Origin of the sequence: Dawidia cretensis, assembly GCF_018598175.1 — a bacterium.
GTDB lineage: Bacteria > Bacteroidota > Bacteroidia > Cytophagales > Cyclobacteriaceae > Ohtaekwangia > Ohtaekwangia cretensis.
On the sequence record NZ_JAHESE010000018.1, the window covers coordinates 79,716 to 100,521 of the forward strand.

At 50.0% G+C, this 20,806-nt stretch carries 19 protein-coding genes; 11 read left to right on the forward strand and 8 right to left on the reverse strand.

Features of this window, described 5'->3' with window-relative positions:
• Positions 1–109: 109 nt before the first annotated feature.
• Positions 110–784 (reverse strand): succinate dehydrogenase cytochrome b subunit, encoded by a 675-nt coding sequence (locus KK062_RS17285; protein WP_317195789.1) that lies wholly within the window; start codon positions 782–784, stop codon positions 110–112.
• Positions 785–997: 213 nt separating this feature from the next.
• On the opposite strand from KK062_RS17285, the gene KK062_RS17290 reads away from it, so the two are divergent.
• Positions 998–1,762, forward strand: a complete 765-nt coding sequence (locus KK062_RS17290; protein WP_254085585.1) for an SDR family oxidoreductase — start codon at positions 998–1,000, stop codon at positions 1,760–1,762.
• A 51-nt stretch (positions 1,763–1,813) separates the two neighbouring features.
• Here KK062_RS17290 and KK062_RS17295 read toward each other — a convergent pair whose 3' ends face one another.
• Positions 1,814–2,509: a LytR/AlgR family response regulator transcription factor gene (locus KK062_RS17295; RefSeq protein WP_254085586.1), complete on the reverse strand. Its 696-nt coding sequence runs from the start codon at positions 2,507–2,509 to the stop codon at positions 1,814–1,816.
• A 29-nt stretch (positions 2,510–2,538) separates the two neighbouring features.
• Positions 2,539–3,612 carry a sensor histidine kinase gene (locus tag KK062_RS17300; RefSeq protein ID WP_254085587.1) on the reverse strand — a complete coding sequence of 358 codons (1,074 nt, stop codon included), beginning with the start codon at positions 3,610–3,612 and terminating at the stop codon, positions 2,539–2,541.
• Between the two features lie 71 nt (positions 3,613–3,683).
• Between KK062_RS17300 and KK062_RS17305 the strand changes: the two genes are divergently transcribed.
• The 3 genes from KK062_RS17305 (at position 3,684) to KK062_RS17315 (ending at position 6,001) form a co-directional block, all read left to right on the forward strand.
• The gene (locus tag KK062_RS17305; protein WP_254085588.1) at positions 3,684–4,115 is read left to right on the forward strand and encodes a VOC family protein; all 432 of its coding nucleotides are present in this window, start codon (positions 3,684–3,686) and stop codon (positions 4,113–4,115) included.
• Between the two features lie 111 nt (positions 4,116–4,226).
• Complete coding sequence (locus tag KK062_RS17310; RefSeq protein ID WP_254085589.1) at positions 4,227–5,099, forward strand: energy transducer TonB; 873 nt, start codon at positions 4,227–4,229, stop codon at positions 5,097–5,099.
• Positions 5,100–5,131: 32 nt separating this feature from the next.
• Positions 5,132–6,001, forward strand: coding sequence for an energy transducer TonB (locus KK062_RS17315; protein WP_254085590.1), 870 nt, complete (start codon positions 5,132–5,134; stop codon positions 5,999–6,001).
• A 60-nt stretch (positions 6,002–6,061) separates the two neighbouring features.
• Here KK062_RS17315 and KK062_RS17320 read toward each other — a convergent pair whose 3' ends face one another.
• The gene (locus KK062_RS17320) at positions 6,062–8,467 is read right to left on the reverse strand and encodes an ABC transporter permease (RefSeq protein ID WP_254085591.1); all 2,406 of its coding nucleotides are present in this window, start codon (positions 8,465–8,467) and stop codon (positions 6,062–6,064) included.
• Between the two features lie 243 nt (positions 8,468–8,710).
• Here KK062_RS17320 and KK062_RS17325 point away from each other — a divergent pair, with 243 nt between their 5' ends.
• From KK062_RS17325 to KK062_RS17345, 5 genes are all read left to right on the forward strand, one after another.
• Entirely contained in the window at positions 8,711–9,778 is a 1,068-nt protein-coding gene (locus KK062_RS17325; protein WP_254085592.1) for a sensor histidine kinase, read from the forward strand.
• Positions 9,779–9,790: 12 nt separating this feature from the next.
• Positions 9,791–10,504 carry a LytR/AlgR family response regulator transcription factor gene (locus KK062_RS17330; RefSeq protein WP_254085593.1) on the forward strand — a complete coding sequence of 238 codons (714 nt, stop codon included), beginning with the start codon at positions 9,791–9,793 and terminating at the stop codon, positions 10,502–10,504.
• A gap of 26 nt (positions 10,505–10,530) precedes the next feature.
• Positions 10,531–11,421, forward strand: coding sequence for a helix-turn-helix transcriptional regulator (locus KK062_RS17335; protein ID WP_254085594.1), 891 nt, complete (start codon positions 10,531–10,533; stop codon positions 11,419–11,421).
• Positions 11,422–11,488: 67 nt separating this feature from the next.
• Positions 11,489–12,226: an SDR family oxidoreductase gene (locus tag KK062_RS17340; RefSeq protein WP_254085595.1), complete on the forward strand. Its 738-nt coding sequence runs from the start codon at positions 11,489–11,491 to the stop codon at positions 12,224–12,226.
• A 100-nt stretch (positions 12,227–12,326) separates the two neighbouring features.
• Complete coding sequence (locus tag KK062_RS17345) at positions 12,327–12,818, forward strand: hypothetical protein (protein ID WP_254085596.1); 492 nt, start codon at positions 12,327–12,329, stop codon at positions 12,816–12,818.
• A 22-nt stretch (positions 12,819–12,840) separates the two neighbouring features.
• On the opposite strand, the gene KK062_RS17350 is transcribed toward KK062_RS17345, so the two are convergent.
• On the reverse strand, positions 12,841–15,285 hold the full coding sequence (locus KK062_RS17350) for a S8 family peptidase (protein ID WP_254085597.1): 2,445 nt from the start codon (positions 15,283–15,285) through the stop codon (positions 12,841–12,843).
• A gap of 348 nt (positions 15,286–15,633) precedes the next feature.
• On the opposite strand from KK062_RS17350, the gene KK062_RS17355 reads away from it, so the two are divergent.
• Together KK062_RS17355 and KK062_RS17360 are read left to right on the forward strand one after the other, a co-directional pair.
• Positions 15,634–16,458: a M57 family metalloprotease gene (locus KK062_RS17355; RefSeq protein WP_254085598.1), complete on the forward strand. Its 825-nt coding sequence runs from the start codon at positions 15,634–15,636 to the stop codon at positions 16,456–16,458.
• A gap of 185 nt (positions 16,459–16,643) precedes the next feature.
• Positions 16,644–16,853, forward strand: a complete 210-nt coding sequence (locus KK062_RS17360; RefSeq protein ID WP_254085599.1) for a PLD nuclease N-terminal domain-containing protein — start codon at positions 16,644–16,646, stop codon at positions 16,851–16,853.
• 7 nt (positions 16,854–16,860) lie between these two features.
• Here KK062_RS17360 and KK062_RS17365 read toward each other — a convergent pair whose 3' ends face one another.
• The 3 genes from KK062_RS17365 to KK062_RS17375 are packed head-to-tail and all read right to left on the reverse strand — an operon-like array spanning position 16,861 to position 20,794.
• The gene (locus KK062_RS17365; RefSeq protein ID WP_254085600.1) at positions 16,861–17,838 is read right to left on the reverse strand and encodes a pectinesterase family protein; all 978 of its coding nucleotides are present in this window, start codon (positions 17,836–17,838) and stop codon (positions 16,861–16,863) included.
• Positions 17,825–19,162: a pectate lyase family protein gene (locus KK062_RS17370; RefSeq protein WP_254085601.1), complete on the reverse strand. Its 1,338-nt coding sequence runs from the start codon at positions 19,160–19,162 to the stop codon at positions 17,825–17,827. The genes KK062_RS17365 and KK062_RS17370 overlap by 14 nt, the downstream gene beginning before the upstream one ends.
• 60 nt (positions 19,163–19,222) lie before the next feature.
• On the reverse strand, positions 19,223–20,794 hold the full coding sequence (locus tag KK062_RS17375; RefSeq protein ID WP_254085602.1) for a DUF5123 domain-containing protein: 1,572 nt from the start codon (positions 20,792–20,794) through the stop codon (positions 19,223–19,225).
• Between the last annotated feature and the right edge of the window lie 12 nt (positions 20,795–20,806).

Genomic DNA, 20,806 nt, shown 5'->3' on the forward strand with positions numbered 1-20,806 from the left:
GCGGTGGTCGTTGAAAAACAGAATCCAGTTGTTTATTGTTATGCTATTCCGCTTTTAGACGAAATTGTAGCCAATACGTTAGATACACCTCCAACGGGTCGGAAGCAGCCTATCCTATCCATTGAAAATAGACCGAGATCGGCATCATCGCAAAAAGCACTGATATCACAACAGAGAACAGCATCCCACTTACCACAATCAGCTTATTATACTTCGCATGCTTCCACCCGAGCGACTGAAAGGAACTCTGAAACCCATGCAACAAATGCCAGAAAAGTGAAAAACATCCGAACAAATAAATTACCACCTCGACCGGACTCCGAAACGTTATCAAAATCATCTGATACAACGGCAGCTCCTCCCCCGTCATAAATTGGTGCTTTCGGTTCGGAATCCAAAAGTTAGACGTATGGATCACCAAAAAAAGCAGGATCAGTGTACCGAACAAGGTCATGCTCCGGCTATACCAACGGCTCTGCTGAGGTGGTGTCACAACATGATATCGCACCGCGCCCCGTGCTGCCCGGTTTTGCTTCCACAACAATAAGCCTTGTGCAATATGGAACAAAAAGCCAAGCACCAGCACAATCTCCAGTGTCCGGATAATAGGATTGGTCGCCATGAAATGCGCCCAGTGCGTAAAGGTGGCGCCGTCGTCATCGATAAAGATCATGGCATTAATAGCGCCGTGCACCACTAAAAAGCTGATCAGGAACAATCCCGTCAGCGCCATCACGATTTTCTTGCCAATAGAGCTTGTTAAAGCGCGGAAAAACCAGTTCATGATTTGTACGTTTTAAAGAGAACAATCGAATTTCCCATATTGGACGCTCGGGGGCAACTATTTTTTACGCCTGTCCACCTCGCTACACACGGTCGATACCCACACCGCATAGTTTTCTGCGAAAAATTACGGCTTTTTGTCCAAAAACAGGAGGTCGGTTGTCTGTGAGCCATGACCCTGAATTTTCGACAACCTCACTAAAACACATACATCATGAAAATTGTAATCATCGGTGGCACAGGTTTGATTGGATCAAAGCTGGCCAACAACCTGCGCACCCTCGGACACGACGTAAATGCTGCCTCACCGGCTTCCGGCGTAAACACGATCACCGGCGAAGGCCTGGCCGAAGCGCTGAAGGGCGCGGACGTAGTGGTAGACGTTGCCAACTCTCCTTCCTTTGAAGACAAGGCTGTACTGGAGTTTTTCGAGACCTCTGGTCGTAACCTGCTGGCCGCAGAAGCAGCCGAAGGCATAAAACATCATATTGCGCTGTCGGTCGTAGGCACAGACCGGCTACAGGAAAGCGGTTACTTCCGCGCAAAACAGGCACAGGAGAACCTCATCAAAAAATCGGCTATACCCTATACCATCGTACATTCCACACAGTTCTTCGAATTCCTTGGCAGCATTGTTGCGTCGGCTGCAAAAGATGCCGAGATCCACTTGTCGCCGGCGGAAATCCAACCGATAACGTCAGACGATGTCGCGACAGCCATGGCGCAGGTAACGTTGGGCAAGCCGACCAATAGTACCCTTGAGATCGCCGGACCTGAGCTTTTCAGCTTATCCGAGTTGGCCCAGCGCTATCTGCAAAAGACAGGCGACGCCCGCACCGTGAAGGCAGATGAACAGGCGCGATACTTTGGCGCAATCCTACAGACCAAAACGTTGATACCGCGCAACGACGCTCGTCTCGGCAAGATCACATTCGAAACCTGGTTTGCCAACCGCCAGCCAAAACCGGTAACGGCCTGATGTATATACCTGCTCTGGCGCCCGGCATAAACATGACGGGCGCCAGATGCTCTATTTAAATCGACTTAAAACTTCTTTCCTATACTTCAACGAGACCGGCAGCCTATAACGGCCGATGACCATCACCCCGTCCTCCAATCTTTCTACGTGCGTCAATGATACAATGTATGAATGATGGATTCGCATGAACCTCGCCGCGGGCAACCGTTCCTGGATTGACGTGAGCGTCATCCGTCCGACCGTCTGACGACCCGGCTCGTGGAAGACCAGGTAGTTGTCAGCAGATTGTACGAAGAGAAGTTTGTTCAGATCGATCCGAACCAGGTCGTATCCGCTTTTAATGAACAGGTGCGACACCTGTTCCGGTGCCGCCTGGGGTTGTGATTTCATGCGGTCCAGTACCCGTTCGCAGGCCGTCTTGAACCGCTGTTCACTGAACGGTTTCAGCAAGTAGTCGATGGCATGTAAGTCAAACGCCGCGGTGGCGTGGTCGGCAAATGCGGTAGTAAAGATAAACTGGTGGGTGCCGGTTAGCTCAGATGCAAGCTCCAGGCCGTTCACATCGGGCATACGGATATCGAGAAAAACAACATCAACAGGATTTTCGCGAAGCCACATCATCGCTTCGGATGCGCTGATGAATGTGCGCTGCAGCGCAAGCCACGCTACACCACGCGCATGGCGCTCCAGAATCTCCAATGCCATGGGCTCATCATCCACGGCGATAGCCCGTACTATCTTTTCCAAAGGTCAGTCATGTTTTTGTTCGATATATTTCATTTCGCTGCCATTAGCCGAAGGTAAACAGAAAAGGCGGTGGCCGAATGCGTTATTGTGAACGTGTGCCTGGTAGGGTACAAAAGCTGCAACCGGCGGGTAATGTTTGCCAGGCCAGAGCCCATACCCGGATCGGCTTCCACATGCGCGTGCACGCTATTTTCGATAGAAGCTGTTAGCTCTTTGCCTTGCACCTGAATCACGATTGTTATGAACGACGGCCGATCAACGCTGATACCATATTTAAAGGCGTTTTCAACCAGGGGTATGAACAGCATTGGCGCAATCAGCAGGGTTTGATCCGGCAGCTCCGGCAACATGATATCGATGCGGATGGCATCTATCTGGGCAATCCGGATCTTTTGTAACTCAATGTAATGCCTGATAAACGTTAACTCCTCGGAAAGGAGCACCTCGTTCTCGTCTATAACAGTCATGCTATAGCGCATCATCGCGCTCATCATCTCCATTGCCTTTGCTGTTTGTGGAGCATTCTCACGAAGCGCCATGCCGTAAATATAATTGCAGGTGTTAAAAAAGAAGTGTGGGTTTACCTGTGCGCGTAGTGACTCGAGATGTGCCGCGGACTGCGCCAGCTGTACATCTTTTCGATACAATTTATGCCTGATAAATCCGCGCAGGACAATGTATGCCGCAGAATACAGAACAAAGAGTATCCATGGCATCGGGTCAGACAACGCTTTCCAATTTTGACCGTTGATGATATAGACATACACGCCCATACTCGCCGCAACAAGAAACCCTGTAAAGAGTATCCATAACAACACGCTGCGAAGGCTTCTCTGCTCATATCCCCAACGCCGTAGTGTTTCCACAAACAGCGTAAAGAGCAACACCTGAGCCCAAAAGAAATTGTGGACATTCAGATCATAAAACCTGTCCCATAGTGTAAAGGGCGTTCCATCTTCATAAAAAATGTAGTAGCCTCCGTTATCCACGATACGGTAGTAGTAGAATAAAAGAATGTAGGCTGTAGCCCCAACCCAAAGTAACAACGCATGGAGAAGCCATTGTGCCATGAGCGTGTTCTTAAAATGTCGTATCGCTTTCATAACACCAAAACAATGGAAAAACGACACCCGGCGCAAGGGCGATGGGGTATCTGCGGCAAGCGATGGGGTATTTGAAACAAAAGACCAATGTAATCACCTGGTTTGACATTCCGGTCACGGACCCTATACGCGCGAAGACGTTTTATGAAACGATTCTGGACATCAAAATGATGACACGAAACGACGACGAAAATGAAGGTATTTTCTTTCCGCATGATCCCAAGGTGGTGCAGCCTACTTCGGAACGTGTGACGGGGGTGTTGTCGAAGTCGGATAAGAATAGTCCTTCGGGACATGGAACGGTGGTATATATCAATGCGAGTCTGAATCTACAGACGGTGCTTGATCGAGTTGAGAGGTCAGGCGGAAAGGTGTTGACGGGAAAGATTGCTATACCGGGTTTATTGCGACGATCCTGGACCTGGAGGGACATAAGGTTGGGCTTCATGCGGAGGTGTATTCCCGTTAACGCAAACAGCGGCGACGTTAGTGTGTTGGATTAACCGTTCTACCATTTCTATATACATGTGAGTCCGTCCAATTAGGCAGTCTCGTTTGCATTTATATCATTGCTGGAGCACATTTAAATTGCTATTTTTGTTGTAATCCACACCATGAAAACGCCAGTTTTAGTATTCGCTATCTTACTCATTGTCAGCCCTTCGTACGCCCAATCGCGAGAAACCGGTATTGGTTATTTCACAAAGGAATGGTTGCAGACCAAAAGTCCCACGGCGGCCGCATATTATCGTACCATACAGATAAATGGCGACAGTAGCGCGTACATTCTTCACGATTATTTTGTGCCGTCCGGCAAAGTGTACATGGAGGTTGAATGTAACGCGTTGGTGCCAGCAGTAGTGTTCCATGGCAAGATGAAACGTTACTACCAAAATGGCGTGCTGCAGGAAGAGGGACAATACGACCACGGGCATGCTTTCGGCGTGTTTACCACATATTACAACACTGGCAAACCGTGCGAACGCAGTGAATATCAGGGAGGCTATCGGGATTGCATCCTACAATACTATAGCCCCGACGGCCATGAACAAATCGCAAGCGGCAAGGGTGTTATGAGGATTGTCAATGCAAACGGCGATTCACTCCATGCCGAGGTTGAAGACAACAACATACGGTACACCTACTCCATCCATGCAGAAGACACGATCTATGCGAGCGTAGAAAGAGAAGCGGAGTACCCAGGGGGTATGGTGGGATTGATGAACTACCTGATGAAGGTGGTGAAATATCCATCGGAAGCGCGCAACAAGCGAATACAGGGAAGTGTTTTTACCAGTTTTATTGTCGATGAGCGCGGAAAGATTACCGATATGACCGTTGTTAAGAGTGTAAGCCCCGAACTAGACGCCGAAGCCGTTCGTGTCATTGGCACTATGAAAGCTTGGCAACCCGCTACAATCGGGGCGAAAGCCGTCAAGAGTCGATTTGTATTACCTATAAAGTTTAAATTAGGTCTCGGTTATTAAGTTAAGTTCGGTTAACTCCAACACACTGCTACATGAAAATACTATCCTTATTCCTCATTATTGTCATAACCTCTTGCGTAACATACGCCCAATCACAGGAAAAAAGAATTGCGTATTTATCGAAGACCAACAAAGAAGTCTCGGGTCCTACCGCTGCAGCCTATTACCGGACCGTACAAGAGGCAGGTGAAGGGTTTATCATTCGCGAATATTTCATGCCTTCCGGCAAGGTGCGGCTAATCGCTGAGTGCATGGAGTATACGCCGGAAATAGTCTATCATGGCACGGTAAAAAGGTTTTATGAAACAGGTATGCTTCGGGAAGAAAAACAATATGATGAAGGCTATGCTACGGGAGTCTCTACAGAATATTACGAAACCGGAAAAGTAAGTGAACGAAAAGAACACCAGTCGGACGACAAGGTACTCATCCTTCAACATTATACTCCGGATGGTCGGGAGTTGCTAACCAACGGTCATGGGCTTATCAAATCAATGTCCCCCCTGGGGGATACGATCTATGCTGAAATTCGCGACCATGTATTAGCGCTCCAGTACGATGTCCACGCTGGTGACACGGTATACAGTATGCCGGAGAAACAAGCTGAATACATCGGTGGCATGAATACGCTGATGAAGTTTCTACAGCAAAATGTAAAGTATCCAGCCGACGCGCGTCGGAGCGGCGCACAGGGAACGGTCTTTACGAGGTTCGACGTTGGTGAAGATGGAACGATCTCTAACGTAGCCCCGGTGATGAACGTAAACAGCGACCTCGATGCCGAGGCCGTCCGCGTGGTTAGCGCTATGCCCAGGTGGAAGCCTGCCCTGGTGCGCGGCCAGGTTGTAAAGAGCCGATTTGTGCTTCCTATCAAGTTCAGATTGGCCGGCAGCCGGCGATAAATCAGCACAGTTTCCACTTTTACCCAAACGTAAAATTATACCCTACCGTGTCGCCAAACGTCATTCTGACCGGAGCGATTGCACTGGGTTAACGTTGGCCACGGCGTAGGATTTGTAGCCTACCGTTACCATTGCCACGACAGTGACCAGCAACGAGGCTATGAAAAAAATCCCCCAGGGTACGTCGATCCTATACGCATAGCCCGACAGCCACCGCGCCGTGGAAAACCACGCCAGCGGAAAGGCTATCAGCACTGCTGCACCGAGTAGTTTCACATAATAGGAAAGCATCAACACAATCACCTGGTTGGTAGAGCTGCCCAGAACCTTGCGAATAGAAACTTCGCGTTTACGTTGTTCTGTCTGAAAAGATGCTAACCCGAACAGTCCCAAACATGCTACCCCCACGGCCAATAAAGAAAAGGCGGTCGATACTTTGATAAGATTAGCTTCGGAGGCATAACTATTGCTGAGTGCGTGGTCCAAAAAGAAATATTCAAACGGACGCCCGGGCAGAAATTTTTGCCACAGGGCTTCCAGCGTCGAGAGTGACTGTTGCAGGGTCCCGGGCTTGATGCGCACGGCCATGTATTTGAGGTTAAGATTAAACGCCGCGGGCGAGTTGTTTAACTGAATCACAAGCGGCGCCACCGGCTGTTGTTTCGAGGTAAAATTAAAATCTTTTACAACGCCAATGATCTGTGCCCGGAAGTCGCCCACCTGGCAAAAGCGGCCAATCGCTTCTTCGGGCGTCCACTTAAAACCTTTGACCAGCGTCTCATTCACCACCACCGATACGGTATCGTCGGCGCGATTGTCGAGGTTGTAGTCCCGCCCTGCCAGCAGGGGAATTTGAAAAGTCCTGGTAAAGTCATGCCGGATCTTGAGGCGTGGGAAGAGCTGCGCTTTTTCCATGCCTTCGAAGGTATAACTTCCGCCCTGGTGTTTGGCGCCTACAATTTCTTCTACCGCCGTAACGGATTCGATAGACGACTGTTGCAGTGCTTCTTCCACCATGGTTCTATAGTATGGTGCGATCGGCGTTCGGATAACCGGTATCATTACGATATTATCTTTCGTAAATCCGAGCGACCCACTACTCAAAAAGTTGACCTGCTTCACCGCTACACCGGTAACGATGATCAATACGATGGAGATCATAAATTGGAACGTGACCAGAATTTCCCGGAGTGATATCCCCTTCCCCATCGCCTTACCGGCTTTCAATGCTTTCGCCGGTTGAAACGAGCTCAGGATCAGTGCGGGGTATACCGATGAAAGCCAGGCAACGATCAACCCCGCCCAAAATAATCCACCCAGAAGCCACGGATCCAGGATATCAAAGGCCAGGCTCTTTCCGGTAAATCGGTTGAAGTACGGTAAGGCCAGCACCAGTAACATGACGGAAAAGATAACAGCCATCACACCAATTATGGCGGATTCAATCATGAACTGCCCGATGAGCTGGGCTCTCGACGCACCAATCGTTTTGCGCAGACTTACTTCCCTGGCCCGCCGCACCGATTGCGCGGTGGAAAGATTCATGAAATTGATACAGGCTATCAGTAAAACAAATACGGCTATGCCCGTGAGGATATAAATGTCTTCCGCGTTTCCATTGGCTTCTATCTCGAACTCGAGGTCTGATTTCAAATGAATGTCTGTCAACGCTTGTAAACGAAGGCTCACCTCGTCGCGGAAACTCTCGGGGAGGTGTTTTTTTACAAACTTGGGGAGGTGCGCTTCCAGGGATGCCGGTTGAACGTTGTCCTTTAACAACACATATGTCCAGCACGGATTCCAGTGCCAGCTCTGCGGATAATCGCCACCGTAAAAGCTCTTCAATGTTGAAAACGAAGCTAGAAAATCAGGATGCATGTGGGCATTATCCGGCACATCCTGGAATACTCCGGTCACGATCAAATCCTCCTGGTTTTGAAAAAGTAAAAGTTTTCCCAGCGGCGGCTCCGCTCCAAAGTATCTCCGGGCGGTGGATGCTGAAATAATAACCGAATGAGAATTATTCAAGGCCGTGCTGCTGTTGCCCACAATCATGGTAAGATCGAAGACACGGCTGTAGGTGGAATCGGCAAAGAAAAAATTGCGCTCGTTAAAAACACGATCCGTGGGCTCATGGGCTACGGTCAGCATGGGCGATTGAAAATTATACACCCTCACCACTTCCTCGACCAGGTTGTCGTAGTCGATCTTCAACGCATCGGCCATGGGAAAGGGAATGCTGGCCGAACGCTCGCCGGCTCCGCCTTCTCCTTCAAAAAATTCATTCACGCGATAGATCCGGTCCGCGTTCTGGTGAAACCGGTCGTAGCTCACTTCATGCCGGACGTACAGGTAAATCAACGCGCCGCAGGCAAGGCCGACCGCCAACCCCACCATATTGATAAGCGAGTAAAATTGCCGTTTACTGAAATTGCGCCAGGCGGCGGTTAGGTAGTTTTGTAGCATCTATGTCGGAATGGTATACTGCACAAGTATACGCGGTCCACCCTACCGCTATTCCTGCCGGCGACGTTTACCCGGTAACGGCCCGGCCATGGGCATCAACCATCGACGAATGGGTTACCGCCGTCTGCCATCTTCATTCGTCGACGATTGCAACCTATTCGTCTTCTGTTGACCGGTATTTGTGGCCGATCCTGTGCCTGGTGCCATAAACCGATCGTAAACGCTATCTTTGGAATCTGATCTATGCCTGACAGAATTCCCACTATAACAAACCGCATCGTGGTCCCCCGGATTGTATGGCACGGCCTTTTTTGGGTCGCCGTCCTGGTATACGGTCTTGTGGAAAACTGGACAGTTTCGGAAAACAAGTATGCCGTCCTGGAGGTGTACCTCACCAAGCTGCCGGTACAAATCCTGATCGCCTATTTCATCACCTACTTTCTGCTTCCGCGATTTTTGATGCGGGGGAAATACATTCAGTTTATCGTCATCCTGCTCGTCTCTGCTTACATCGTATCGATCGGGAATTCGTATTACAGGGTGTTCTACGCCGAGCCGAAGTATCCTGCCTATTATAGAAGTCATACGGTGCACTCGGCGGCCATGTATCTTTCATTTTCGAAATTCCTGATGTACATCACGTCCTTCTATACACCGGCTGCCATCATGGGCCTGATCAAGCTCGTGCGAATACAACACAAAAAAGAACGACAACGCGAGGCGATCGAAAAGCAGATGCTGTTAGCCGAAATGACGTTCCTGAAGAACCAATTGAATCCACATTTTCTTTTTAACACGTTGAACAATCTGTATATGCTCACACTAAAGGCATCACCGCAGGCACCCGAGGTCGTCGCACGCCTATCCGAAACACTCGACTATATGCTATACCGGTGCAGTGACCATGCCGTGCCGGTGCTTGGTGAAGTTCAATTGATCGAAAACTACCTGGCCCTGGAAAAACTGCGGATAAACGACGACGTAAGCATACACTTTAAAGCGCCCACGAACCCTGGCACTGCTACGGTCGCCCCGTTGATCATGCTTTCGCTTGTCGAAAATGCATTCAAGCACGGTGTGAACAGAAGCATCGGAAAGGCTACGATCAATATCGACCTGCAGGTGGTCGAATCGAAACTGATCTTTTCGGTGAGCAATACCAAGGTTCCTCTGGACGATAATACGCCTCCGGGCATTGGTTTAAAAAATATCCGCCGGCAGCTGGAGCTTATCTACCCCGGGAAACACACCTTATCGATCGACGATAACACAGACCAGTACACGGTTGCGCTACAGATCATATTGCACTAAAAACCGAGACCGATGGATAAAGTAAAATGCCTGGTAGTCGATGATGAGCCTCTTGCCCGCGAGCTGGTAGAGAGTCATCTGGCCAAGCTTGACCAGTTCGAGCATACGGCGTCGTGCAACAACGCGCCGGCGGCCTTTGGCATTCTCAACAGCCAGGACATCGACCTGATGTTTCTCGACATCCAGATGCCGATGATGACGGGACTCGACTTTATCCGGAATCTAAAGAGCCCTCCTAAAGTCATTATTACTTCCGCTTTCCGTCACTACGCCATTGAAGGGTTTGATCTTGACGTGATTGACTACCTGTTAAAACCTATTACCTTTGAGCGTTTCCTCAAGGCGGTTGAAAAGTATCTGCAACTGGCGCGGCCGGCGAAGGTCATCGACCGGGTGCCGGAAAAACCGACGTTGGATTTTATCTATTTGCGGTCGAATAAAAAGCACCATAAGGTGGATGTAGCGGAGATCCTGTATATCGAAAGTAACAAGGATTATATCACCGTGCACATGACGGGGCGCGAGCTTGTTGTGAAGCAGCCTATTTCGGAAGTGGAAGGGATGCTCGATGGGAAACGGTTTCTTCGGATACATCGCTCTTACCTGGTGAACGCTGATAAGATCACGGCTTTTACTGCCAGTGATGTTGAAATTAATGCGGTTGAATTACCGATTGGGACGAACTATAAGAAGGTTATTGCGGCGGCTTTAAACATTAAGGAATAACGGTAAAAAATGTCATAGCTTTGGGTATGCAAGTAATCCAGGCCAATCCGGCGATACCGGTGCTTCCGCTGGAGCCGGATGAGATCACCGGCAACAAACAGTTCAGAGTGTATAACTACGAAGGCAACTTTCCCAACCCGGCGGAGTTTCTGATTCCTCATCGCAAGGATCATTACTTGCTTGTCTTTGTCAAACGTGGCACAGGCCGTCATTGGGTAGACATGACGCCGTATGTGCTCAAAAAGAATGCGTTGTATTTTTTACGCCCGGGCCAGATCATTGTCAAAGAGGAAGCAAAACAAGTGTGGAGTACGGGCGTAGCTTTTACTCCTGAATTCTTATCGTTGCAAAACGTTTCATTAAGCACGCTGCCCCTCATCCAAAATTATCATAACAGGCACGCGCTGCAACTTACGCCGGCCGATGCGGTCGTGGTAGAAGATACGTTGCAAAAGATCCGTACGGAGTATCTGCTGCCCGGTGAATGGCAACAGCGAATGCTGGCCGCACACCTTACGGTACTGCTTACCTATTTAAGCCGTCTGTATACCGAGCAATTTCAGGAAGACGATACCGTGACAATCGACAAGCAACTATTCGCGCAGTTCCAGGCAAAGATCAATGAGCGCTTTCAACAGCTGCACGAAGTAAGCGATTATGCGTCGCTCCTGAATATTTCCGCCGGACATCTGAGCGAGGTAGTAAAGGGCCAGAGTGGTAAGCCGGCGATCAAACATATCCACGACCGCCTGGTGATGGAGGCGCGGCGCATGCTGGTGCACACCAACCACCCGCTGAAAGAAATTGCCTTCGGCCTGGGCTTTTCAGACGCATCTTACTTCAATCGATTTTTTAAACGGGAAACCGGTGTGACACCCGCGGGCTACCGGACCAACATCCGGAAAATGTACCATTAACACCGACGAATGTGTCACTGCCGGGCTGATGGAGCCCTGTACTTTTGTACTGTTACAAAATCAAATTATGAAAACAGTACTGATAACAGGGGCAAACAAAAGCATTGGTTTCGAAACCGCCAGACAACTGCTCCAGCAAGGATATTATGTATACCTGGGCTGCCGCGATCTGCAGAAAGGTCAACAAGCCGTTGATCAGCTAAAATCCGAAGGGTTGCAGCACATAGAACCGATCATCATTGACGTCGATGCCCTGGACTCCATTCAGGAAGCACGCAAAATATTGGGAACCAAAACGAAGTCATTGGATGTGCTGATCAACAATGCAGGCATCAGCGGCAGCTTTCCGCAAACGTCGCTGGATACAGATCCCAAGGTCTTTAGACAAGTCTTTGAGACCAACTTCTTTGGTGCGATTAACACCACCCAGGCATTCATTGACCTGCTACGGCAGTCACCGGAGCCTCGCATTGTGAATGTTACCTCAGGCCTTGGGTCATTGACGTTGCACAACGATCCAACCTGGAAATATTACCATGTAAAGGGTGCTGCTTATACGTCCTCCAAGGCCGCGCTCAATGCGTATACTATTGTATTGGCTTATGACCTGCGCGATACCGCCTTTAAAGTAAATGTGGTAGACCCGGGTTATACAGCTACGGACTTTAACCATCACTCAGGTCCGGGCACTGTGCCGGATGCCGCTGCGCGCGTGGTAAAAGCAGCCACGTTTGGGCCAGACGGCCCAACGGGGCAATTCTTTAGCGATGACAATTCGCCGGAGACGGGGATTAGCCCTTGGTAATACCGGTTTGGCCCTGTTTATTTTGACAATACCCTGGCACGGAATATATTTACTGCTGATTTTCTCAGCGATCGCGCAAATGTGATTACAGCAGCATCTTATGATAAGCAACTTACAAAAAGCCGTCGTTGACCTGTTCTATGGCGTTAACCGAGCAAAGAAAAATTATCAACGACTAAATCCTTCGGAGAAAGTACTTGCTGCCGACGGCGCAAAAGGAATTAAAACGCAAGGCGATAAAGCGATCGAGACGGGTGCACAATGGATTGGGGCCAAAAGAGCCGTGGTGATGCTCACGGACCAAAGAATAAAATGCGGCGACTGGAATATTCCGTTGGATATGATCAAGACTGCGAATCTTTTGAAAATTGGTTCTCTATTCGGACAAGGGCAAATACTCAAGATCCAGACCAACGACAGTCAGTATTATCAATTCGGTATGCAATTCAATTCGGCATGGATAAACCAGGATGTTCTTCCCCTGGCGATGGAAGAAGCGAAATTGAAGGTATCCACTTTTAGCTGGATTGTAAGGGTGCTGGCAGTGGGATATATTGTTTATCGGTTGTTGGGAGCATTTGACATACTCTGATTTTTTGTGTCCGTGCCGCGTATCAGCGTCTAATAAACTTCCCCCCATACACAACCTTACCCGCTGGATCCTGAAACTGGTAGAGGTATAAACCCGGGCGAAGTGCAGGAAGATTGATAACATCGAGGACATCCTGCAGTTTCTGGCTATGTACAGCGCTGCCCATGGTATCGAATATTGTGATTGTAAATCCAGCGCCTTCTGAGAGTATAGTAAGCGGCTCACCCGGAGGAACGGGATTGGGAAAAAGAATTGCCTTGCCTTTTGTCTCGATATTTATAGTAGACGGGGCGGACAAGATCACAGTACCGTCTTGTAAAACAATTTCCGCTTGATACTGCATGGCACCTGCAATGAGTTGGTCGTCATACCATTGAAAGTTTATGGAACGATCCGGCACGTGTGAGGCAAATACTTGCTGTTGACCTGTTGTCTTATAGATCGTGATGTGATCGATGTTGACAACTGTGCTGAGGTCCAGCTGGATCTTTACCTGCGCGGCATCGGATCGGGTCGCTTCAAAGAGATTGATGTAGCATTGCACACCCTGTAGGGTGTAGTCTATCGTCTGACTTTTCAGGAATGTTGTGTTGCCCAGCACAGGCGCAACGGCAAAAAATTTCGTCCTGGATGTTTTAGGAAGTATGGCAAGGGTATCGGCTGTGGTCAGGAGCTTTTCAAGATATCGCTCGCCCATGGTATAGAGCTCGTATTGTTGCGCGCCACGAACCGGATTCCAGGTCAGGGCGAAGTCGCTGTCGCAATGGAAGGCCACCTTCATTCGGGGCTGGGGAGATATTGTAAATTCATCGGATATAAAGTCTTCGGCGCCCACGGTCATTTTTAGCCGCGCGATGCCCAACGTATCGGGCACCTGCCAGGAGAATGGCGCCTGGAGGAGAACATTTCGTTTTACAACATTCCAGTCTTCATGATTTAGCTGCAACGACAGGGTGCCCGGGAGTGTACTATTCCCTTTCCAGAAAAGTTTTATATTCTTACCCGATTGCAGCGCTTCCTCTGCCACGGGATAATCCCATTCAAATGTCGTTTCTTTTTCCCACCAGTACGCGATGGCTACCGGCTGGCTAGTTGTGAGTACCGGCGCGGTAATAACAAGATCGTATTGCCCTTCCGGTGGCGCGGTGAGCGTGATGTACTCCACCGTGTTGAGAGAATCCTTTTTCCGCCCGGCGGAAGCCGCGAGTGAGTCGGCGTGGGGATATGAGCTTAACACCCAGGGATACCACGTATTGCCTGCGCGCGACAAATAGGCATCTACGTTGTTTACCAGGGCTTGAGGGCTGCCCGGTTGTGCGGCGGGGTCGGCCCACGTGACCGCGATCTGGAGCGTGGTGGTCTGTGGCGGGACGGCAATGGGTATACTTCGCTGTTGCCGGCTATCTAGTGTTACCATGCGGGTTTGTTGAGCATAAATAGTTTGTAGCGCCTGGTAAGTATTTATGCTGCCATAGCCATAGGTGAAATCGATCCCTTTCGGGCCTGCATCATCGGCGCTGGCAATGAGAACCGCTTTGAGTATAGCGGCCGATGGATGGAAATTGTGCACCTGGTAATATGCTTCCTGTAACAAGGCCGCTATGCCTGTGGCGAGCGCGCAGGCATCGGACGTTCCATCCTGACCGAAGGCGGTGAGCTCGGGTTTGAGGCGGCCGTCGTATGCCGGCCCGCGCGAGTTTAATATGTTTACGGTAAGCGTTGTATCCACGGCGTTTATGGTGAGGGGATTCTTGGCTTGTTTAAAATTTCCGGAAAGGTTGGCCAGGTTCATGCTGCTGTAGATTCCGTGGTCGGGCGACTGTGCTCCCAGATTGCCCACGGAGAACAGGTGCATAAGCTCCGGATTTGCCGTCATCTGCCGATCGTATGCGGCGGCTTCGTTGCCGTAGTAGTTTTCGATGTCCACGCCATAGGAGTGGTTCTGCAGGCGGATGTTGTATCCGGTGAAGATCGCATCGGGATCCGGAAGGAGGTTTTCAAAGTTAGCGGATGTAATGCGCGCCGCAGGTGCTACACCCTTTCCGGTTGGGGCGGTGTTTTCGCCGCCTGCAATAAGGGTTGCCATGGTCGTGGCATGCTGCGACATGGTGGATGATGCCAATCGCGTTTCGAACGAGCGGTCTGCAAGGTCAATGTCGGCTGTGTCAAAGCGCTGTTCTTTGATCGAGACCGAGATACTCTCTCCACGCAAGCCCGGGAAAACCCTGTGCGCTTTCTCTATTCTATTATACGCTTGATCTGCGTAGTCCGTTCCCGCTTCAGTCCTCGGCATTTGCTGAATATCTACGAAGATAACGTTTGCATCTGCTGCCATTGCCTTTGCCACTGCATAGCGGGTCTTTATTCGAAATGTGTTTGTTGCCTGATAATGATACAGCACGCTGGTATTGGTTGCATATTTCTGTTTAAAGACCGTACTGTCTTTGCACGTGACCGAAAAGATCATTTCCTGATTACTAATACGCGTACTCTGGTTGATGAATTTTGGCGACAACTTTGGTTGAGCATATAACGGGGCGGCAGTTAATGCTATAAAAAACAAATACAGACAAACATGGCAGCATCTCATAATGAATAAATATAATACATAACTCCTAACCTTACATATCCGGTATTATCAAATTCTAAATACCTCATATATCCGGTATCAAATATATATAACGGATCAAAAATTATATACTTTCGATAATTCAACAAAGAGTCGTGGTGATTATTTTCATAAGTGACAGATTAATGATACTTTCAATTGCGCTCCTGAGTCGGCGCATTATTCGTTAACCTAAATTTTAAACCAATGAAAAAGTATCTTTCAATTACCCCATTATTATTAGCCTTGCTCATCACCGTTGACTCCTGCCAGGAGTCTGAAAACGAAGCTCCCATAAAAAAAAGCGAAGTATCCAAAGAGGTACTGGCTAAGCTTGTCGAGCTCGGCTTCGATGTTACCGATAAAGCTCCCTTTAAGTTTGAAGATGGTTACCTGGTCGAGGGTGATATTTACCTGACCCAGGCAGACCTGGCCGAGATGAAACCCGGTCAGTCGCTGCCCACGGCAGAGCAATATAGTACCAACAACCTGGTAAGCGGCAGCCGTAACATATCGGTTTATATTGGCACAAACTTTAGTTCTACCTATGTAACAGCGTTGAATACAGCCATTGCCCGTTACAATGCAGAAGGACTCAGGCTTACCTTCTCCAGGACAACCAGCAGCAATGGTGCTACGATCCGCATCACACGTTTGTCGTCGTCGCAGGAAAACAGTGGTGTGCTGGGCTCGGCTGGTTTCCCGACGTCTTCAGGAAATCCGTACGGCGCCATTCAAATGAGTGGTATTCTGCAAAGCACCTATGGACTGTCTGCCAATGGCATCGCCACCATCCTTGCACATGAGATGGGCCACTGCATTGGTTTACGTCACACAGATTATTTCAACCGTGCGATCAGCTGCGGCGGTTCGGCTTCAAATGAAGGCACTGCCGGTGTGGGTGCTAACCACATCCCCAATACGCCAACAGGCGCGACGGCGGCAGCCAGATCATACATGCTGGCCTGTACCGATGGCAGCGACAGACCATTCAACTCGGCCGATAGAATCGCGCTGCAGTATCTCTATTAATTAAACATTGCCGACTTTCAGAGCCTATGGAAAGCGTTACGAGTAACTTGTAGCGCTTTCCTATTTTTTTATGGAGATTTTAGGGTATCCGCGAGCTTCACTTACTATTATTGTATTGGCTGCGCTTGTGTTGAATAGTGAGTATTGGTGCGCCGGCCGACTGGTTACCCCGAATTATTCAACTTATGATAGCATACATCGGAAACAGCTTTTTTGAGAAAATCTTGGCGTTGGCTTGGGTGGCCTTCTTTATCTTCACGATCATCGACATATTTAGCGGACGTTTTAAAGAGAAGTCTAACCGAATCCTGTGGCTTCTCCTCGTCGTGTTTATTCCCGGGCTGGGCGTACTTCTCTACTGGGCCTGGGGGCGCACGACGAAAGTGCCGCGATAACGGTGATTCAGTCCTGCGCGACAGCATTCCAATCGCCAAAGATATTTTCCAGCGTATAGACGTTGACCTCTGCTGCTGTAAGCTGGTGCGACCAGGGAACGCGCGTCGTGGGACTGGCGCCGGCGCCGGTAGACTTGTATTCTGCATAGAATGATGTGCTTTCCGCATCGGGCTTATTCCAGTTATGCCAGCCCTCCGGCAAAATGCCCGCGCCCAGGTTACACTCAATAAAAACAGTTTTTGCGTAGGGGCGCCAGGGCCGGCCGAGGTAAAGCTTTGTTGTTTCAGGCGATGTCGTGATCGTGCAATTCCTGAACACAAAACCAAAACGCTGTCGCTGTGGCGTAGAGGCTGCCGTGATGTAAGAATTTTTCTTTCCATGAATATGACATCCATCAAATACTACGGTGGCTGAGCCGAAGATAAAATCGGTGGTGCCTTCTATGTAACAGTTCTGATAGTATTGGCGGCTGTTGTCGACACCGGCATATAGTGTGTCCTGGTTGGCGACTATCTTACAGTTTACGAACACACAGCGGTCTGCCTCCACGTGTAGCGCCACGGCCTGCCCTACCCCGGTGCCCGCCGAGTTCTCAAACGTGATGTTCTCCGCCCGAAACTCGTTTCCCTGCACCAATACCGTATACGATGTGAAGGTGTTGATCTCACCCTTGCCGGAATAGTCGTTCCAGGTAATGATGGTGTGCTCTTTATCCGCCCCTTTTAATGTGATGTTTGTCTTCCAGGAAGGTATCACCAGCTTTTCCACATAGGTACCGCTCTTCACAACGATCACGATACGCGTTTGTGAATGGTTGGCCGCGGCGTTGACGGCTTCCTGGATGGTCCGGAAATTACCGGTGCCGTCTTGTGCCACGACCACGGATTGCCGCTGGGCACGCAACGAAAAGAACATGCACAGCAGGAGGAAGAGTACGGTCAGCTTTCGTATGTGAACCACTGGCACCATGCTATGGAATAACATCTTTCACCAGGTCATTCAGGTAGCGCTCAATGTAGGTATATTCCGAGTCAGTAGACTTCTTCGACGCATCCGACGGGTCGGTGGCATTCAGGTGATGTTTTTTTTCCCACGCATCCGGCAGGCCGTCAGCGTCGGCGTCTTTTGGCGCGGATGTCGATTGTAATATCGGCCATCCACCCACATCGCGTTGCGAGTCGATAATGCCATTGCCGCCCTGGCCGGATGTGGCCGTGCCCGTGCAGATCTCGTGTACAATGCGTTTATCCACGGCGTCGCGCTTCACACTGGCGCCCGCGTATTTTACAACCTCGTCAAAGGCAGCCTGCGCGGACTGTTCTTTTATCGTTTCCACATTAAATGGCGATGTAGCGCGTACGGAGTCAAGGTCACCCGCTTTTATGCCGCCCTTCCAGTTATCGGCCGACACCGCTTCGTTGCCGTAATAGATGTTTCCGTGAACATAAAACTTACCAAACGGCGCGCTGGGATTTAACATCCAATTACTCTTAGACCTGGTCGCGGGACCTGCCTTATAATAATTATTGACGACGTTGTACTTGCCGCGTTCGCCACCGTAGGTGTTGTTACCCGCCCAGTTGTAAATCACGTTGTTTCGAAAATCGACGAGCTCGTCGGGTGGGTTGGGCGTTGTAGATGAACCACTGAATCGCGGCAACCGGCTTGTATGGTGCGCCAGGATGTTGTGATGGAACGAAGCCCCCATGCCGCCCCAAATGCCTCCGTAGCCATGCTCGCCTTTGGTGTGCACCGATTTATTAAGACTCTCGGAGATGATGCACCATTGCAAGCTGAAGTTCCGGTTTCGATAGAACGAAGCGCATTCGTCGGTAGCCCAGCTCACGGAACAGTGATCGATGATTACATTTTCGGAATATTTGGTACCTCCCAGTGCATCGGTTTCCTGACCTGCCAGGTCACCAAGTCGGAAGCGAAGAAAACGAATGATGACATTGTTCGCCTGGATGGACACCGATTGGTTCTGAATACAGATGCCATCGCCCGGGGCCGACTGGCCGGCAATGGTTAAATCGCCCTGATGAATTGTAATAGGCGACTTCAATTCAATGTTGCCCGAAACGGCAAACACAATAATGCGTTTTTCTTTCGCTTTGACTGCTTCACGGAAGCTTCCCGGGCCGTCGTCTTGCAGCGTCGTGACGGTATATACTTTGCCTCCACGGCCGCCACTGGTATATTTTCCAAAGCCATCTGCCCCGGGAAATGCCAACGTTTTTTGCTGCGCGGTAACAGGACGACATGCTATTGCGGCAAGGGCTATGGCTACTATCTTAATAATCCTCATGTTTTCTCATTATACGAAAATAAGGGTGTGCCCCACAAACACACACCCCTGTTATTATGTTTAGTCTCTCCACCGTGGATCACCCACGGCTCTGTCAATTAAAGACTGGCTGCTGATGGTGAAGTCGCCGGCTGCCGCGTCGGCAAACCCAGGATCTAGCGTTGTGTGGTTTCCGGACTGGTCGATCTTCGCGCCGGTTACATATGCCTCCGTATGAAAACCGACTGCGTTAAAGTAATTATTATTACTACAGTCGGGCTGCGACGAAGCCGACTGGTTAGTATAGTATCCGTCGGTGGCGGCGATCAGCGTATTGCGGATGTCCAGAGTATTGTTCGCAAAGCGTACGTATACGATGCGGTCTTGCGTGTTAGAGACACCGTAGAGCGTGCAATGGTCAATCAATATCGCTGACGTTTTTCCGGTTCCGGAAAGTCCGGCGGCGGCGTCAAGCCGGATGAAGTCACGCCCCGGTGCGCAGTTGTTAAAGGTGCTGTTGGTCAGGGTCACATTGGCGACATAGGCTCCCCGGAAATCAATGAAGTCTGCGGAGACTGTCTGAATGTTGGTTACCACGCAATTATCAAATGAGATACCCGGGATCTCGGCCACCACGGATCCTGCGCCCGAGGCAAGTGACTTTACGTAGTCGTGAATTTCACAGCCTATTACTGTCAGCGTTCCGAAGGTACCGGATGCGCTATGTACGAAGGCATAGTCGAGCGGCGTTTCCGGGGTGCCTTCGGTTGTAGGATATGTGCCGTCCATATTCAGGTTGGCTACCGTCACGTTACCGCTACCGGGCTGCAACGCAAACTGTACGTGCACTACCGGCTTGTCATACGGATAAAGCCCCCGTATGGAGATTGCCTTATCGATATTGATCACCCCCTTGTACACGTTGTATTCGCCGGGGTATAGTACCAATACATCGCCGGATGCGGCTGCCGCTATGACGGCACTCAGGTCATCTTCCGGCTGCACGGGAGTACCATCCACCAGTGTTTCAAATGTTACCTGCCCGCGTTGCCTGGCTGCATTATACAGCGTAACGGTATAGCTGGTCGCTTCTGACAGGCCTGTTATCGTGGCTTCTCCCGCCGTAGCTTCTGCTTCTGCAATATCGCGTCGTACGTCGCCGGGTCTGATCACGAAGTGTGTTACGTCGCTGTCGGCCGGCCACTTCAACGTGACCGATGCTTTACCGATGGCACCGTTCTCTATCGGCAGAAAAATATTCTCCGTGGCCGTAGCGATAGTGACTTCTGCCCACTTTGAATCAGCCGCGCCGACGGCGCTCACTGCCTTGACACGGGCTGAGTACCGCGTCTCGCTGCCAAACGGTTCCACGAGTGGTAATTCGTCGGGCGTTACTGTTACAGTGCGAATGATGGAGTTAAAGGCCAGGCTGTCCTGACTGAATTCCACTACATAGTGGTCGACGTCGGGACGCGTTTTCCAGGTCAACTCGATCGATGTCAGGTTCCGTATCATGGCGGTCAATGCCGTGGGCGTGTAGGCCCGCGCTACATCCAGTTCTTCAATCACCGGATCCGCCAGGTCGTCGCACGCTATACAGGCGCAGGAAAAGAGACCTGCAAAAAGGGCCTTGCGTATATATCTGTTTTTCATAAACTGCGCTGT